Annotated in this window: 15 protein-coding genes; 4 read left to right on the top strand and 11 right to left on the bottom strand. The window is 71.4% G+C overall.

Annotation, left to right across the window (positions count from 1 at the left end):
- Positions 1-59 precede the first annotated feature (59 nt).
- The 4 genes from SLAV_RS29620 to SLAV_RS29605 form a co-directional block, all read right to left on the bottom strand.
- A complete protein-coding gene (locus SLAV_RS29620; RefSeq protein ID WP_037687790.1) occupies positions 60-776 on the bottom strand; it encodes a GNAT family N-acetyltransferase in 717 nt (238 codons plus the stop codon).
- Between the two features lie 204 nt (positions 777-980).
- Positions 981-1,847, bottom strand: a complete 867-nt coding sequence (locus SLAV_RS29615) for a MetQ/NlpA family ABC transporter substrate-binding protein (RefSeq protein ID WP_030233806.1) — start codon at positions 1,845-1,847, stop codon at positions 981-983.
- A 93-nt stretch (positions 1,848-1,940) separates the two neighbouring features.
- Positions 1,941-2,609, bottom strand: coding sequence for a methionine ABC transporter permease (locus SLAV_RS29610; protein ID WP_030233804.1), 669 nt, complete (start codon positions 2,607-2,609; stop codon positions 1,941-1,943).
- The gene (locus tag SLAV_RS29605; protein ID WP_030233801.1) at positions 2,606-3,673 is read right to left on the bottom strand and encodes a methionine ABC transporter ATP-binding protein; all 1,068 of its coding nucleotides are present in this window, start codon (positions 3,671-3,673) and stop codon (positions 2,606-2,608) included. Before SLAV_RS29605 ends, SLAV_RS29610 begins: the two co-directional genes overlap by 4 nt.
- A gap of 613 nt (positions 3,674-4,286) precedes the next feature.
- Between SLAV_RS29605 and SLAV_RS29600 the strand changes: the two genes are divergently transcribed.
- Positions 4,287-4,655 carry a hypothetical protein gene (locus tag SLAV_RS29600; RefSeq protein ID WP_030233799.1) on the top strand — a complete coding sequence of 123 codons (369 nt, stop codon included), beginning with the start codon at positions 4,287-4,289 and terminating at the stop codon, positions 4,653-4,655.
- The gene (locus SLAV_RS29595; protein ID WP_100660989.1) at positions 4,648-5,082 is read left to right on the top strand and encodes a hypothetical protein; all 435 of its coding nucleotides are present in this window, start codon (positions 4,648-4,650) and stop codon (positions 5,080-5,082) included. The genes SLAV_RS29600 and SLAV_RS29595 overlap by 8 nt, the downstream gene beginning before the upstream one ends.
- Before the next feature lie 73 nt (positions 5,083-5,155).
- Here the strand turns inward: SLAV_RS29595 and SLAV_RS29590 are convergent, their stop codons facing one another.
- The 3 genes from SLAV_RS29590 to SLAV_RS29580 all read right to left on the bottom strand — a co-directional run bounded on the left by SLAV_RS29590 (position 5,156) and on the right by SLAV_RS29580 (position 7,500).
- Positions 5,156-5,662: a GNAT family N-acetyltransferase gene (locus tag SLAV_RS29590; RefSeq protein WP_030233793.1), complete on the bottom strand. Its 507-nt coding sequence runs from the start codon at positions 5,660-5,662 to the stop codon at positions 5,156-5,158.
- 37 nt (positions 5,663-5,699) lie between these two features.
- Positions 5,700-6,260 carry a sigma-70 family RNA polymerase sigma factor gene (locus tag SLAV_RS29585; RefSeq protein ID WP_078950454.1) on the bottom strand — a complete coding sequence of 187 codons (561 nt, stop codon included), beginning with the start codon at positions 6,258-6,260 and terminating at the stop codon, positions 5,700-5,702.
- A 73-nt stretch (positions 6,261-6,333) separates the two neighbouring features.
- Positions 6,334-7,500 (bottom strand): glycerophosphodiester phosphodiesterase, encoded by a 1,167-nt coding sequence (locus tag SLAV_RS29580; protein WP_030233789.1) that lies wholly within the window; start codon positions 7,498-7,500, stop codon positions 6,334-6,336.
- A gap of 301 nt (positions 7,501-7,801) precedes the next feature.
- Here SLAV_RS29580 and SLAV_RS29575 point away from each other — a divergent pair, with 301 nt between their 5' ends.
- A complete protein-coding gene (locus SLAV_RS29575; RefSeq protein ID WP_037687788.1) occupies positions 7,802-8,431 on the top strand; it encodes a lysophospholipid acyltransferase family protein in 630 nt (209 codons plus the stop codon).
- A gap of 5 nt (positions 8,432-8,436) precedes the next feature.
- Here SLAV_RS29575 and SLAV_RS29570 read toward each other — a convergent pair whose 3' ends face one another.
- The 3 genes from SLAV_RS29570 to SLAV_RS29560 form a co-directional block, all read right to left on the bottom strand.
- Positions 8,437-9,909, bottom strand: a complete 1,473-nt coding sequence (locus tag SLAV_RS29570; protein ID WP_030233784.1) for a hypothetical protein — start codon at positions 9,907-9,909, stop codon at positions 8,437-8,439.
- An 85-nt stretch (positions 9,910-9,994) separates the two neighbouring features.
- A complete protein-coding gene (locus tag SLAV_RS29565) occupies positions 9,995-11,539 on the bottom strand; it encodes an MFS transporter (protein WP_030233781.1) in 1,545 nt (514 codons plus the stop codon).
- The gene (locus tag SLAV_RS29560; RefSeq protein WP_030233780.1) at positions 11,536-12,087 is read right to left on the bottom strand and encodes a TetR/AcrR family transcriptional regulator; all 552 of its coding nucleotides are present in this window, start codon (positions 12,085-12,087) and stop codon (positions 11,536-11,538) included. Before SLAV_RS29560 ends, SLAV_RS29565 begins: the two co-directional genes overlap by 4 nt.
- Before the next feature lie 90 nt (positions 12,088-12,177).
- On the opposite strand from SLAV_RS29560, the gene SLAV_RS29555 reads away from it, so the two are divergent.
- On the top strand, positions 12,178-12,690 hold the full coding sequence (locus tag SLAV_RS29555) for an HAD domain-containing protein (RefSeq protein ID WP_030233777.1): 513 nt from the start codon (positions 12,178-12,180) through the stop codon (positions 12,688-12,690).
- Positions 12,691-12,761: 71 nt separating this feature from the next.
- Here SLAV_RS29555 and argH read toward each other — a convergent pair whose 3' ends face one another.
- Positions 12,762-14,189: an argininosuccinate lyase gene (gene argH, locus SLAV_RS29550; protein ID WP_030233774.1), complete on the bottom strand. Its 1,428-nt coding sequence runs from the start codon at positions 14,187-14,189 to the stop codon at positions 12,762-12,764.
- Positions 14,190-14,306: the final 117 nt, after the last annotated feature.

The raw sequence follows: 14,306 nt of genomic DNA, 5'->3' as shown, positions 1-14,306 counted from the left end.
GGTGGGGGCGGGCGGGCTTCGTCGGGGATCGCGCACGGTGAGACTACCTGGCGGTCGGGTCAGTTCCAGTCGGCGCCGACGGGGTAGCCGGCCGCGTCGGCACTCCGGCCGAAGGCGTATCCGGAGTCCCGGGACGGGTAGCCGCGGGCGCCGTCGTAGCCGCTGCGGCCGTCGTAGCCCTCGTACTCCTCGGTCTCGTCGAGGTCCTCGGGGACCAGGCTCCAGACGATGAGGTCGGTGCGGGTCTCGGTCCAGCCGCCGTCGGCCGCCTGGGTGCGCACTATCCACGCGTTGCGCAGGACGCCTTCGCTGATGCAACCGATCTTCTGGGCGACCTGCTGGGAGGCGGTGTTGTCGGCGGCGGTGCGGATTTCGAGGCGTTCGAAGCCCCGGTCGCGGAAGAGCCACTGGGCGACGGCGAGGACGGACTCGCTGGCGTAACCCTCGCCCCGGGCCCAGGGGGCGGTGACGTAGCCGGCCTCGGTGGTACGGGTGCGCCAGTCGGTGTTCTGGAGGTGGACGATGCCGACGAGGCGCTGGGTGAGGAACTCGGTGACGGCGAAGACGATGCCGCGGCCTTCGGTGCGTTCGGCGTGGGACCGACGGGTGGCCCAGTGGTGGGCGTCTGCGTGGGTGTAGGGGTGCGGCGCCGAGGTCCAGGCGGTGACGTGTTCGTCGTTCATCATCTCGGCGAGCGCCGTGACGTCGTCCTCCTCGAAGGCGCGCAGCACCAGCCGGTCCGTGCTGATGGTGACGTCCGGGAAGGTGGTAGTCATGCGCAGCTCCATGCCTGAGACCGTGGTGCGACCGTGGTGCGGGACCGTTCGAGCGGGACCGTTCGTGCGGGTCGTAGGCCACAGCATGCAGCATCGGCCGGGTGATGTGCAGGGCCGGGCTGCCCGGATACGGGCAGACCGCGGCCCCGCGTCCCCCCGAGGGGGCGCGGGGCCGGCAATCCGGCGTCTACCAGGCGGTTTTCGTCAGGAAGCGGCAGGGGCGCCGAAGGCCGGGATGACCGAGCCCTGGTACTTGTCCTGGATGAACTTCTTGACCTCGTCGGAGTTCAGGAGCTTGGCGAGCTTCTGGACGCGCGGGTCGCTCTGCTTGCCCTCCTTGACCGCCAGGAAGTTGGCGTAGGGGTTGCCCTCGGCCTTCTCCAGGATCAGGGCGTCCTTGGCCGGGGAGAGGTTGGCCTCGATGGCGTAGTTGCCGTTGATGACGGCGGCGTCCACGTCGTTCAGGGCGCGCGGGACCGTGGCGGCCTCCAGCTCCTTGAACTCCAGGCCCTTCTTGTCGGTGATGTCGGAGAGCTTGGCGTTGGTGCCGACGCCGTCCTTGAGGGTGATCAGCTTGTTCGCGGCGAGCAGCTGGAGCGCGCGGCCCTCGTTGGTGGTGTCGTTGGGGACGGCGACGGTCTGGCCGGCCTTGATGTCGGAGAGGGCCTTGACCTTCTTGGAGTAGAGGCCGAGGGGCTCCAGGTGCACGTTCACCACGGGCACGATGTGGGTGCCGTTCTTCTTGTTGAAGTCGTCCAGGTACGGCTTGTGCTGGAAGTAGTTGCCGTCGACCTGGCCCTGCTCGGTGGCGGTGTTGGGCAGGACGTAGTCCGTGAACTCCTTCACCTCCAGCTTGAGGCCTTCCTTGGCGGCGAGGTTGTCCTTGACGAACTTCAGGATGTCGGCGTGCGGGGTCGGGGACGCCGCGATGACGAGGGGCTTGCTCTCGTCGACCTTGCCGCCGTCGGCCTTGGCCGTGGAGGGGTCCGAGGAGCTGCCGCAGGCGGTGAGGCCGAGGGCGAGCGCGGCGGAGGCGGCGGCGAAGGCGGTGAGCTTGATGTTCTTACGCACGAAGAGTGCCTTTCTTGCGGTACGGGTCCGTAGGGGACCCGCTGGTGGAGGCCCAAGCACGACAAGTGCGGGCTTTCTTGGGGGTGGGGAGGTTCAGGCGGTCCGGCCGCGACGGGCGAGGACGCGTACCACGCCGTCGCCGATCAGCTGGATGACCGTGACGAGGGCGATCAGCACGACGACGGTGGCGACCATGAAGCCGGTCTCGAAGCGCTGGAAGCCGTAGGTGATGGCCTTGGAGCCGAGGCCCTCGCCGCCGACCGCGCCGGCCATGGCCGAGTAGCCGACCAGGGTGATCACGGTGGTGGTGACGGCGGCGACCAGCGAGGGCAGGGACTGCGGGAGCAGCACCTTGCCGACGAGGGTGGGGATGCCGCCGCCCATGGACTCGACGGCCTCGATCAGGCCGTGGTCGACCTCGCGGACGGCCGTCTCGACGAGGCGGGCGAAGAAGGGGATCGCGCCGATGGCGAGCGGGACGATCATCGCGGTGGGGCCGATGAAGGTGCCGACGACGGCGGTCGTGACCGGGATCAGGGCGATCAGCAGGATGATGAACGGCAGCGAGCGGCCGACGTTCACTATCGCGCCGAGGACCTTGTTGAGCGGCCGGTTCTGCAGGAGGCCGCCCTTGTCGGTGAGGACGAGGAGGATGCCGACGGGCAGTCCGCCGAGGACGGTCACCAGGGTGGACCACAGCACCATGTAGAGGGTGTCGTAGGTGCCCTGGGTGAGCAGGGGCTGCATCTCGGACCAGGTCACTTGGCACCATCCTTGACCAGTGCGGCCAGTTCGTCGTCGATCTCGTCGGTCGCGGCGTCGGCGTCGTCGACCACGTCCACCTGGAGGCCCTGCTCGCGCAGGAAGCCGACGGGCACGACGTTGTCCTCGTAGCGGCCGGGCAGTTCGATGCGCATCCGGCCGATCTGGCGGCCCGCGACGGTGTCCATCGCGGCGCCGAGGATCGAGATGTCGATGTTGTACGTCCGCGACAGCTGGGAGATGACCGGCTGGGTGGCGGCCTCTCCGTGGAAGGTGACGTCGACGACGGTGCGGTCGGGGCCGGTGGCGGTGCCGCTGACCGGGAAGAGTTCGGCGGCGAGCTCGGAGCCGGGGGTGGCGAGCAGTTCCGCGACGGTGCCCGATTCGATGATCCGGCCCCGCTTCATCAGCGCGGCGGAGTCGCATACGGCCTTGACGACGTCCATCTCGTGGGTGATGAGCAGGACGGTCAGGCCGAGCTGGCGGTTGAGGTCGCGCAGCAGCTGCAGGATCGAGCGGGTGGTCTCGGGGTCCAGGGCGCTGGTGGCCTCGTCGGAGAGCAGCACCTTGGGGTCGCCGGCCAGGGCGCGGGCGATGCCGACGCGCTGCTTCTGGCCACCGGAGAGCTGGGTGGGGTAGGCCTTGGCCTTGTCGGCGAGGCCGACGAGGTCGAGGAGTTCCAGGGCCTTGCGCGAGCGCTCGCGGCCGGAGACGCCGAGGATCTCCAGGGGCAGCTCGATGTTGGCCTGCACGGTGCGCGAGGACAGCAGGTTGAAGTGCTGGAACACCATGCCGATGCGGCTGCGGGCCTCGCGCAGTTCCTTGCCTGCGCGGCGGCCGCGGCCGGCCAGCGCGGTGAGGTCGACGCCGTCGACGGTGACCGTGCCGGTGGTGGGACGCTCCAGCAGGTTCACGCAGCGGATCAGGGAGGACTTGCCGGCGCCGCTCTGGCCGATGACTCCGTAGACCTCGCCCTCGCGGACGTGCAGGTCGACGCCGTCCAGGGCGGTGACCTCTCGGCCACGGGACTGATAGACCTTCGTGAGGCCCGATGTGGTGATCACAGGAATTCCGTCGCTGTCGAGTGCACGGCGTGCGGGTGCCGTGCACGGGGCAAACATCTGGGGACGCGATACGGGTCGAACCGTCATGAAGGGGATGGTGTCGACGCGTGCGCGGGGCAGGAGCGTTCCGTACGGCCCGTCAGGTGGTGACGGCTGCGGCGGAGCGGCTCGGCCGGTCTCGCTTCGGGGCGCGAGACTGCAGGAAGGGGGCCCTCAGAAGGCGCGCATTCGACACATACAACGAGCACCGGGCGTCATCGTCGCCTCGGTCGCAAGGGTGCGGCTGCTCGTCGTGGTCATGGGCCCCAGTAAAGCAGACATGGCGACTCATCGATCCACTCTGTCCGTATAGCGGACGGATTCCGGCCGCATTACGGACAACATCGGTCACCGCCGACGCTCCGTCCCACGCCTCGTCACAACGGCCCCGACCAGTGCGGACACGGCCGGGAGGTCCGCGGCGGCCACGTCCGCGGCGGGTCCGGCCGCGGGGCGCTCTGTGGCCAAGGCCACGGTCCGCGACCCGGCGGCGCGGCCGGGCCGCGCGGCCCGCCGCCGGATGCGGGCGAGGGGTGAGCGCACCGGGTCTTTCGGCCCGTAATACCCTCGCTGCATGCTCGACGCCCTGACGGCCGCCATCGGTGTGGCCGCCCTCGCCCTCGCCGCCTGGTGCGGTCACGCCGTGTGGCGGGACCAGCCGACCAAGGACTGGCACTTCATCGGCATGGCCGTGGTGACCCTGCTGGTCCTGGCCCAGCTGGTGGTCGGCCTGGTGCAGCTGGCCCGGGGCGAGAGGCCCGCACAGGGCACGGTGCTCTTCGTCGCCTATCTGGTGGGTGCCTTCGCGGCGGTCCCGGCCGCCGGGATGCTCTCGCTGAGCGAACGGACCAAGTGGGGTTCGGTGACCGTGGCCGCGGGCGCGGTCGTCCTCGCCGTCCTCGAAGTACGGCTCTACGACATCTGGGGAACCGCCGGTGCCTGACGACACGAAGACCACGACGGCGGACGCCCCCGCGGCGCCCGGGCGCAAGCGGCTGGTCTCCGGGCCGGGGCTGCTGCTGGTGTGGCTCTACGGGGTGATGGTGGTCGGCGCCGTCTCCCGCTCGGCCTACCAGATCTCCACCGAGTTCGACCGGGCCCCGCTGGCGTACGCGCTGTCCGGGGCCGCGGCCCTGGCCTACGCCTTCATCACGTACTCGCTGGTGCGCGGCGGGGAGAAGGCCCGCAAGGCGGCACTGGTCTGCTGCGCGGCCGAACTGGCGGGCGTGCTGGCCGTCGGCACCTGGACCCTGGTGCGGCCCGAGTCCTTCCCCGACGCCACCGTGTGGTCGGACTTCGGGATGGGCTACCTGTTCATCCCGGTGGTCCTGCCGGTGACCGGCATGATCTGGCTGCGCTCGAAGCGCTGACGCCGACGGCCCGCCGCGCCCGGCCGGTCGACGGCGGGGCGCGGCGGGCCGGGGGCGACGGGCCGGGTGGAAGCTACGCGCTGACGGCGAAGTCGGTGGCCTCCGCGGCCTCCTTCTCCAGGATCACCAGGTGCACGCCGTCGGAGGCGGTGCGGTTGCCGACCTGCGCGTAGCCGGCCTTGCGGTACAGGCGCAGGTTCGACTCGCTCTTGACGCCCGTGTGCAGGCGGAAGCGGGTCGCGGCGCCGTGGCCCGCGAGGGCCTCCTCCACGCCGCGCAGCAGCCGCGCGCCCAGTCCGTGGCCCTGCAGGCGCGGGTGCACGCACAGCTTGGCGATGCTCGCGGTACCGTCCTCGCCGATGCTGCCGCGCACCGTGCCGACCACCTCGTCGCCCAGCCGGGCCACCAGGACCGTGTCCGAGGCGAGCTCCGCCTTCAGGGAGTCCAGGGACTGGGTGAGCGGCTGGATGAGGTAGTTGCCGTACAGCTCGGCCTCCCGCTGGAACGCCAGATACTGCAGCTTGAAAATCTGCTCGGCGTCTTCGGCGGCCGCCGCCGAAATGGTCACGCTCATGCCCATGTGCGCATGCCTCCCGCTCACCTGGTAGCTCTCCGGTCTACCGCTCCTTTCCCCACGGGCCAGGAGCCGCAACCTCTGCAGCGAGCATTCTGCGCAGACATCCCAGGCAACGGGAACGGACGGGTCCCAAACTTCCTTGTGAGATACCCAACTCTCCTGCGATTTCACGGTAAGTGAGGTCTCTTGGCGAGAGAAGTGCCCCTATGAGCTGGGGACAGCGCCCGGGCAATCGGGCGACCGCCGATCGGAGGGCCCGGTTCTCCTCCCCGTGCAGCAGGGCGTCCTCGGGCTCTCCGGCCGGGGCTGCGGGCGTGGGCGCGGCCCCGTAGGGGACCTCGCGCCGGGCCCGCCTGCGGGCGAGCCGCGCCTCCGCGCGCACCGCCCTGCGCAGCCAGCGGGCACGGCCGCCCGGGTCGGGGGCGCGCGGGCCGCGCTCCAGCAGCCTGACCCAGACGGCTTGTTCCAGGTCCGCGGCCTCCACCCCGGCGGCCGGGGCCTCGGCGGCCGCCTCGGCGGAGAGCAGCGGGCCCAGTTCCCGGAGCAGTTCGCTCTCCGGCCGCGCGGCCTCGGGCAGGTCCGGTTCCTTCAGCAGGTCCATGCCGGGCGGGACGAGCGGACGCCTCCCGGCGGTTTCCCCGCCGGGAAGGGCACACCCGTACGGGGAAGCGGGGCTAGCGGTTGACGCCGCGTCCGGGGCGGAAGGCCTCCGCCGCGAGGAGTCCGGTGTCGGGGTTGTCGGTGAAGATGCCGTCGACGCCCAGTTCGAAGTACCGCTTGAAGGCGCCGAAGGCGTCCCCGTACGCGGCCGGATCGGTGCCCTTGCGGAACTCGGCGGGCAGGAAGCTGTTCTCGTTGCGCGCGGTGTAGGGGTGCAGCACCAGCCCGCGTGCGTGTGCGTCCTTGACGAGGGTGGTCGGCTCGCCGAGCCGGCCGTCGGCGGTGCGCGGCACGATCAGGTCCAGGGTCGGGCCGATGCCCTGGGCGAAGCCGGCGATCCACCGCAGCCCCTCGGGCTTGACCAGGTCGGCGACGGTACGGGGGTCCTTGGCCACCTCGAAGTCCCAGGGCCGGGTGTTCGCCGCGCCGAGCAGCGCCACGCGCGGCGCGGACACCAGGCGGGAGAGCCGCTGGAGGCTGGAGGGCTCGAAGGACTGGAGGAAGACGGCGGCGTCCCGGCCGTCGCGCCCGTAGCGGCGCAGCAGCTTCGCGAGGGGCTCCTCCAGACCGAGGCCGAGGCCCCGGAAGTAGGTGGGGTGCTTGGTCTCGACGTGGAGCCAGACCCGCTTGTCGCGCTGGCGGCTCTCGCGGTTGGCCCAGCGCAGCACCTCTTCGAAGGTGGGGACGGCCCAGCGGCCGTCGTAGAGGGTGTTGCGCTGGCGGACGGCGGGGATGCGCTCCTTGGCGCGCAGGGTCTTCAGCTCGGCGAGGGTGAAGTCCTCGGTGAACCAGCCGGTGACGGAGACCCCGTCGACGGTCTTGGTGGTGCGCCGGGCGGCGAACTCGGGGTGGTCGCCGACGTCGGTGGTGCCGCCGATCTCGTTCTCGTGGCGGCAGACCAGGTGGCCGTCCTTGGTGGGGACGAGGTCCTGTTCGATGACGTCGGCACCCAGGTCCAGGGCGAGCTGGTAGGAGCCGAGGGTGTGCTCGGGCCGGTACCCGCTGGAGCCCCGGTGGCCGATGACCGTCGGGACGGGGAGGTCCCGGTAGCCGCCCTCGCCGTGTCCGCCGTCGTCGGTGGCGGCGGAGGCGGTGCCCGCCGCCAGTCCGGTGATTCCGGTTCCGGCCGCCAGGACCGCCGCTCCCAGGACCGTGCGCCGTGCTGCCCCACCCTGCGTCATGAGTGCCTCTCCTCATCGTGAAACGGGCTCCCGGACCCGGGATCTCCGGGGCGCGCGGCCCGCAATCGGCGTGCCGATCGTAGGCAAGGAGGGATGGCGGGAGGGTGGGCGTGGCGGGAACACGACGGAAACGTGCGTCAACACGATGTATCCACCACGTGAACCCGATGTGCGATCAGCCGTGAGCCGAGAGTATCGTCCTCACCTGCACTACCGCCGTGTGGTGCGAAAGCCGCTTTTCGATGCCGGAGGGCTCACGTTGTTCCGTACCGCGCTCATCAAAGCCACTGTCGGACCGGTCATGCGCCTGATCATCCGCACCCGGGTGGAGGGCATCGAGAACATTCCGGGCACCGGTCCGGTGATCCTGGCGGGCAATCACCTCACCTTCATCGACTCGATGATCCTGCCGCTGGTGTGCGACCGTACGGTCCACTTCATCGGCAAGGACGAGTACGTGACGGGCAAGGGCCTCAAGGGCCGCCTGATGGCGTGGTTCTTCACCGGCGCCGGCATGATCCCCGTGGACCGCGACGGCGCGAACGGCGGAGTGGCCGCGCTGATGACGGGTCGCAGGATCCTGGAGGAGGGCAAGATCTTCGGTATCTACCCCGAGGGCACCCGCTCCCCCGACGGCCGCCTGTACCGGGGCCGCACCGGCATCGCCCGCCTCACCCTGATGACGGGCGCCCCCGTGGTCCCCTTCGCGATGATCGGCACCGACAAGCTCCAGCCCGGCGGCGCGGGCATGCCCCGACCGGGCCGGGTCACCGTCCGCTTCGGCGAGCCGATGGAGTTCTCCCGCTACGAGGGCATGGACCGCGACCGCTACGTCCTGCGCGCCGTCACCGACTCGGTGATGGCCGAGGTCATGCGCCTGTCGGGCCAGGAGTACGTGGACATGTACGCCACCAAGGCGAAGGCCGCGTAGCTCCCCTACTGCCGCTGGAGTGACCGGCTGACGCCCGCCGCCGTGGTGGTGGCGAGGACCCAGCCGGTCACGATCAGCAGGTACGACAGCCACTGGTACCAGCCGGCCGGCGCGTAGGCGGACTCCTGGCCGAAGCCGATGATCGGCAGCATCAGGTCGATCGTGTAGAACACGGCGTTGAAGTCCGGCGCCTCCCCCGCCTTCAGCGGCCGGGGCGCGTGCAGGCCGTAGGCGACCGAGCCCACGAGCAGCAGGGCCAGCAGCCAGCCCGCCGCGCGCAGCGGCCGGAAGCCGTATCCGACCGTGACGTCCTGGAGCAGCCCCCAGGCCCGCCCGTGCCGGGGCAGGGTGCGGCGGTGGCGCCGCAGCTTGGCCAGCTGGACGGTCCGCGCGGCCGCCTCGTCGCCCGCCGTGCGGTACGCGCCCGCGAGCTGTTCGTAGGCGTACGGGAGGTAGCCCGACTCCTCCCGCTCCAGCGCGGGCAGCCGCTCCTGGGCGGGCAGGTGGGGGGCGAGGGTGCGGTAGCTGAGGCCGTCGATGCGGATCTTCTCCGGCCAGGTGGCGGCGGGGACGTGCAGCAGGTCGAACTGGGAGCGGCGCAGGTTCACCAGCCCCTGGACCGGCGGGCAGTTGCGCAGCCACATCTCGCCGATGGCGCAGCTGGAGGCGCGCAGGGCGACGCCGTCGGGGTTGACGAAGACGGCGTACGCGAAGTTGAGCTGGCCCGGTATCCGGGAGCCGGTGAGGTTGACCATGCCGTGGGCCTCCATCCGGTGGGCCCGCAGGTCCGTGCCGACGGTCAGCGTCTCGGCGTGCAGCGCGATCCCGCCGGGGGCGAGCAGGCGGGCCCGGTCCAGGCTGACCTGGCCCCCGACGGTGGCGCCGTTGAGGCGCAGCTGACCGTGCACGGTGAGGTCGTTGGCGATGATGTCGGTGCCGACCTCGACGTGGTTGAGCTGGAGCGGGGGTTCGTCCGACTCCTCGCCCGCCGTCGGCCCGATCACGGCCCCCTGGAGGAAGAGCGCGGACAGCTTGGCGCCCTGGAGCCGTACGGGGCCGGTGATCCGGCAGCAGGAGAGCCGCAGGACCACGTCGACGCGGACCGTGGCGGCGGTGAGGCCCGGGAGGGTGGAGTAGCCGAGGACGAGCGCCTTCAGCTGGGCCCCGTACATCAGGGGTTTGCGCTCGAACCAGCAGTCGCGCAGCCGGATGGCGTGGTCGACGACCGCGTACCTGAGGTCGAGGCTGCCGACGATCCGCGCGCCCTTGATCTTGAGTCCGGCGACCCGGCCCTCCTCGGCGCGGCCCGCGCCCAGCAGCAGGGCCCGCAGCACCTCGGCCCGGACGGTGCGCTCCGGACCCCATCCGGCCCCGTCCACGGAGCTGTCCTCGGGGTGTTCCCGGAAGTCGACGCCGTCGCCGCGCGGAAAGGCTTCCCACACGCGGCGTTCGGCCGGGGTCAGATCGGTGATCTCCATCGCCGGGATGGTGTCCCGGCCGTCGACGCCATGTCAACTGCGGCCGGGAAACCACCCCTTGGCGGTACGGCGGTACGGCGGTACGTCAGTGTTCGACGCCGTCCTGCAGCTCCTGGCCCTTGAGCAGGAACCAGGCGGCCGCGGCGGTGGCGAGCAGGACGGCCGCTCCGACGCCCGAGGCGAGCCGCAGCCCGTCCACGAAGGCGTCCTGGGCGGCGCCGACCATCTGCGCGCCCGTCTGCGGGTCCACGGCCTTGGCGGCCTCGACGGCCCCGCCGAGGGATTCGTGCGCCGCGTCGGCCAGCGGGCCGGGCACGGAGGCGGGGGCGGTGAAGGACTGGTAGACGCCGGTCACCACGGAGCCGAGCAGGGCGATGCCGAGGGCGGCGCCCAGTTCGTACGCGGTCTCGGAGACGGCCGAGGCCGAGCCGGCCTGTTCCTTGGGGACGCTGGAGAGGATCACGTCGGCGGTGACGGTGAAGGAGAAGCCCGCGCCGAGGCCGACGACGAGCAGGGCCGCGCCGAGCAGCGGGTAGCCGGTCTCCTTGTGGATCAGGGTGAGGGCGCCCAGGGCCAGGCCTATCGCGGCGAGGCCGCCGGTCACGATGACGCGTACCGAGTGCCGGCGGGCGTAGCGGCCCGCGACCAGGCCGGTGACCACCGCGCCGATGGCGGCGGGCAGTTCGGCCAGTCCGGCCTCCAGGGGGTCGCGGCCCTGCACGAGCTGGAGGAACTGGGAGAGGAAGAAGACCAGTCCGGAGAGCCCGAACACGGTGAGCAGGTCGGCGAGGACCGCGCCGGAGAAGCCGCGGTGCCGGAAGAGCCGCATGTCGAGCAGCGGCGACGGCAGGCTGAACTGGCGTCGTACGAAGGCGTACAGGCAGGCTCCGCCGATGACGGCGGCGGCCCAGACGCCCCAGGTGAGGCCGTGGCTGGCGACGTCCTTGACGGCGTAGACCACGCCGATGACGCCGACGAGGGAGAGGGCGACGCTGACCAGGTCCCAGGGGCCGGCGACGGGGTTCTTGGACTCGGGGAGCAGCTTGATGCCGACGAGGACCAGGGCGATCATCACCGGCAGGTTGATCAGGAACACCGAGCCCCACCAGAAGTGCTGGAGCAGGGCCCCTCCGACGACCGGCCCGACGGCCGCGCCGGCCGAGGCGGTGGCGCCCCAGATGCCGATGGCGAGGCTGCGCTCGCGGGGGTCCTGGAAGATGTTCCGGATCAGCGCGAGGGTGGACGGCATCAGGGTCGCGCCGGCCACGCCGAGCAGCGCCCGGGCCACGATCATCATCTCGGGGCTGCTCGCGTACGCGTTGAGCACGGAGACGGCCCCGAAGGCGGTGGCGCCGACGAGCAGCAGCTTCTTGCGGCCTATGCGGTCGCCGAGGGAGCCCATGGAGACGAGCAGACCGGCGATGACGAAGGAGTAGATGTCGCCGATCCACAGCAGCTGGGTGCCGGACGGCTTGAGGTCCTCGCTGAGGGAGGGGGTGGCGAGACCGAGTACGGTGGCGTCCACCGCGACCAGCAGCACGGCGAGGACGAGCACGCAGAGGGCCAGCCATCGCCCGCGGCTGCGCTCCTCCACCTCCGTCTGCCGGTTCAGCTGTTCGGTACGGCTCATTGCTCCACGCTCCGTCGTGCGCCACCGAGCAGCAGCTCGGTGATCATGTACTGGAAGTCCTTGGCGGCGACCCGGCCGTCCATGACGGCCCAGGCGCAGGTGCCGATGAGGCCGTAGAGGGCCTCGGTGAGCCAGGCGGGGCTCAGGTCGATCCGGATGTCGCCCTCCTGCTGGCCGCGCCGGAAGAGCGCGCCCACCCGGGCGTCGAGGCGGGCCCAGCCCTCGTTGACCTGGTCGCCCTCGAAGAGCTGGTTCTCGGTGACGAGGAACGCCAGCAGTTCGGCGTTGGGCTCCGCCTGGGCGACGAGCCGCTTGAGCGCCTCCACCGCCGTGCCCTCGTCGAGGCGGGCGTTGTCGAAGGCCACCTCGAACTCCCGGATGCCGAGTTCCTCCAGGGCCCGTACGAGGGCGTCGCGTCCGGCGAAGTGCCGGTGCAGGGTGGCGCGGCCGATGCCGGCGGCGCGGGCGACCTCGTCCATCGTGGCGGTCGACTTGCGGGAAAGCAGGGCCGCCGCGTCGCGGAGCACCTGGTCACGATCCATGGCCATGAGACAAGCATACCCCGCATGAGACGTCACTGTCTCATCGTGGTGGAAAATCGGCTGCCGACGGGGCGGCCGGAAAGGAAACCTGAGGACATGAAGCCCCTGCTGCTGATCGACGTCGACGGACCTCTGAACCCCTACGCTGCCAAGGCCCAGCGCCGCCCGCAGGGGTACACCACCCACCGGATGCGGCCGACGGGCTGGCGGGAGGCGGAGAGCGCGAAGCCGCTGCGCGTCTGGCTGAACCCGGCCCACGGGGCGCAGCTGCTGGCCCTCGCGGACCGCTACGAGCTCGTCTGGGCCACGACCTGGAAGGACGAGGCGAACGACTGGATAGGCCCGCAGCTGGGACTGCCCCGGCTCCCCTTCGTCGACTGGCCGGTGATGCACGGCCGGGCGCCGCGCGGGACCTTCTGGAAGACCCAGTACGTCCTGGACTACGCGGGCGCGCGCCCCTTCGCCTGGGTCGACGACGACATCACGGCCCTGGACCACGAGTACGTCGACCAGCGCCATCCGGCACGGGCCCTGCTGCTCCGCATCGACGAGCGGATCGGCCTGGTCGGGAGCGACTTCGCCCTGCTGGCGGACTGGGCGCACGCCTGAGGCCGAGCCCCGCGACACCGAGGGGGCGGGGGAGCCGGCCGGCTCCCCCGCCCCCTCGGGCACGGCCCGCACTACTGCTTGTGGACCGCCCAGGCGTGCTGGATGACCAGGTCGGCCTTGAGCTCGGTGAGCTGGACGGCGACCGCGGACGGGGCGGTGCCGCCGCGGCCGTTGCGGGAGGCGAGGGCGCCCTTGACGTTGAGGACGGTGCGGACCTCGGGGGTCAGGTGCTCCGAGATCTTCACGAACTGGTCGTCGGTGAGCTCGTCGAGCTCGATGCCCTCGGCCTCGCAGACCTTGACGCACTCGCCGGCCACCTCGTGCGCCACCCGGAAGGGCACGCCCTGCTTGACCAGCCACTCCGCGATGTCGGTGGCGAGGGAGAAGCCCGCCGGGGCCAGCTCCTCCATCCGCTCCCGGTTGACGGTGAGCGTGGCCATCATCCCGGTGAAGGCCGGCAGCAGCACCTCAAGGGTGTCGCAGGAGTCGAAGACGGGCTCCTTGTCCTCCTGGAGGTCCCGGTTGTAGGCGAGCGGCAGGGCCTTGAGCGTGGCGAGCAGGCCGGTCAGGTTGCCGATGAGCCGGCCCGACTTGCCGCGCGCCAGCTCCGCGATGTCCGGGTTCTTCTTCTGCGGCATGATCGAGGAGCCGGTGGAGAAGGCGTCGTGGAGGGTGACGAAGGAGAACTCCTTCGTGTTCCACAGGATGATCTCCTCCGCGATCCGGGACAGGTTGATCCCGATCATCGCGGTGACGAAGGCGAACTCGGCGACGAAGTCGCGGGAGGCCGTGCCGTCGATCGAGTTGCCGACCGAGCCCCGCTCGAAGCCCAGGTCCGCGGCCACCTGCTCCGGGTCCAGGCCGAGGGAGGAGCCCGCCAGAGCGCCCGAACCGTACGGGGAGACCGCGGTCCGGGTGTCCCACTGCCGCAGCCGCTCGGCGTCCCGGGACAGGGACTGCACGTGGGCCAGTACGTGGTGGGCGAACAGCACCGGCTGCGCGTGCTGGAGGTGGGTCCGGCCCGGCATCGCCACGTCCGCGTGCGCCTCGGCCAGGCCGACCAGGGCGTCCTGGAGGTCGGCGATCAGGCCGCCGATGGTCCGCGCGTGGTCGCGCAGGTACATCCGGAAGAGGGTGGCCACCTGGTCGTTGCGCGAGCGGCCGGCCCGCAGCTTGCCGCCGAGTTCGGCGCCGAGCCGCTCCAGCAGGCCCCGCTCCAGGGCCGTGTGGACGTCCTCGTCGGCGATGGTGCCGACGAAGGACCCGTCCGCCACGTCGGCCTCCAGCCGGTCCAGGCCCTCGATCATGCGGTCGAGCTCCTCGGCCGTGAGCAGACCGGCCTTGGCGAGCACGCGGGCGTGGGCGCGCGAGCCGGCGATGTCGTAGGGCGCCAGGCGCCAGTCGAAGTGGACCGACGCGGACAGCTTCGCGAGGGCCTCGGAGGGCCCGTCGGCGAACCGGCCGCCCCAGAGCCGGACGTCACCGTTGTTGCTGCTCACTGCTGCTCCTCATGAGGGTGGATGTACGACGGCCTCCCCGCCGCGGAGGTGGTCGCGGGGAGGCCGTCCCGGTGGCGCGTGGCGCCCCTGTGTGAACGACCGGACTCAGGCGGGGTC

The organism is Streptomyces lavendulae subsp. lavendulae (assembly GCF_002803845.1).
Taxonomy (GTDB): domain Bacteria; phylum Actinomycetota; class Actinomycetes; order Streptomycetales; family Streptomycetaceae; genus Streptomyces; species Streptomyces lavendulae.
Note: the sequence above shows the minus strand (reverse complement) of the source record. Positions and strands in the feature narration are given on the sequence as shown.

Excerpts from the sequence above, each read along its gene's own strand:
- SLAV_RS29580 (WP_030233789.1), bottom strand. The coding sequence starts at position 7,500 with ATGACGCAGGGTGGGGCAGCACGGCGCACGGTCCTGGGAGCGGCGGTC.
- SLAV_RS29585 (WP_078950454.1), bottom strand. The coding sequence starts at position 6,260 with ATGGACCTGCTGAAGGAACCGGACCTGCCCGAGGCCGCGCGGCCGGAG.
- SLAV_RS29590 (WP_030233793.1), bottom strand. The coding sequence starts at position 5,662 with ATGGGCATGAGCGTGACCATTTCGGCGGCGGCCGCCGAAGACGCCGAG.
- SLAV_RS29560 (WP_030233780.1), bottom strand. The coding sequence starts at position 12,087 with ATGGCCATGGATCGTGACCAGGTGCTCCGCGACGCGGCGGCCCTGCTT.
- SLAV_RS29600 (WP_030233799.1), top strand. The coding sequence starts at position 4,287 with ATGCTCGACGCCCTGACGGCCGCCATCGGTGTGGCCGCCCTCGCCCTC.
- SLAV_RS29555 (WP_030233777.1), top strand. The coding sequence starts at position 12,178 with ATGAAGCCCCTGCTGCTGATCGACGTCGACGGACCTCTGAACCCCTAC.
- SLAV_RS29565 (WP_030233781.1), bottom strand. The coding sequence starts at position 11,539 with ATGAGCCGTACCGAACAGCTGAACCGGCAGACGGAGGTGGAGGAGCGC.
- SLAV_RS29575 (WP_037687788.1), top strand. The coding sequence starts at position 7,802 with ATGCGCCTGATCATCCGCACCCGGGTGGAGGGCATCGAGAACATTCCG.
- SLAV_RS29570 (WP_030233784.1), bottom strand. The coding sequence starts at position 9,909 with ATGGAGATCACCGATCTGACCCCGGCCGAACGCCGCGTGTGGGAAGCC.
- SLAV_RS29620 (WP_037687790.1), bottom strand. The coding sequence starts at position 776 with ATGACTACCACCTTCCCGGACGTCACCATCAGCACGGACCGGCTGGTG.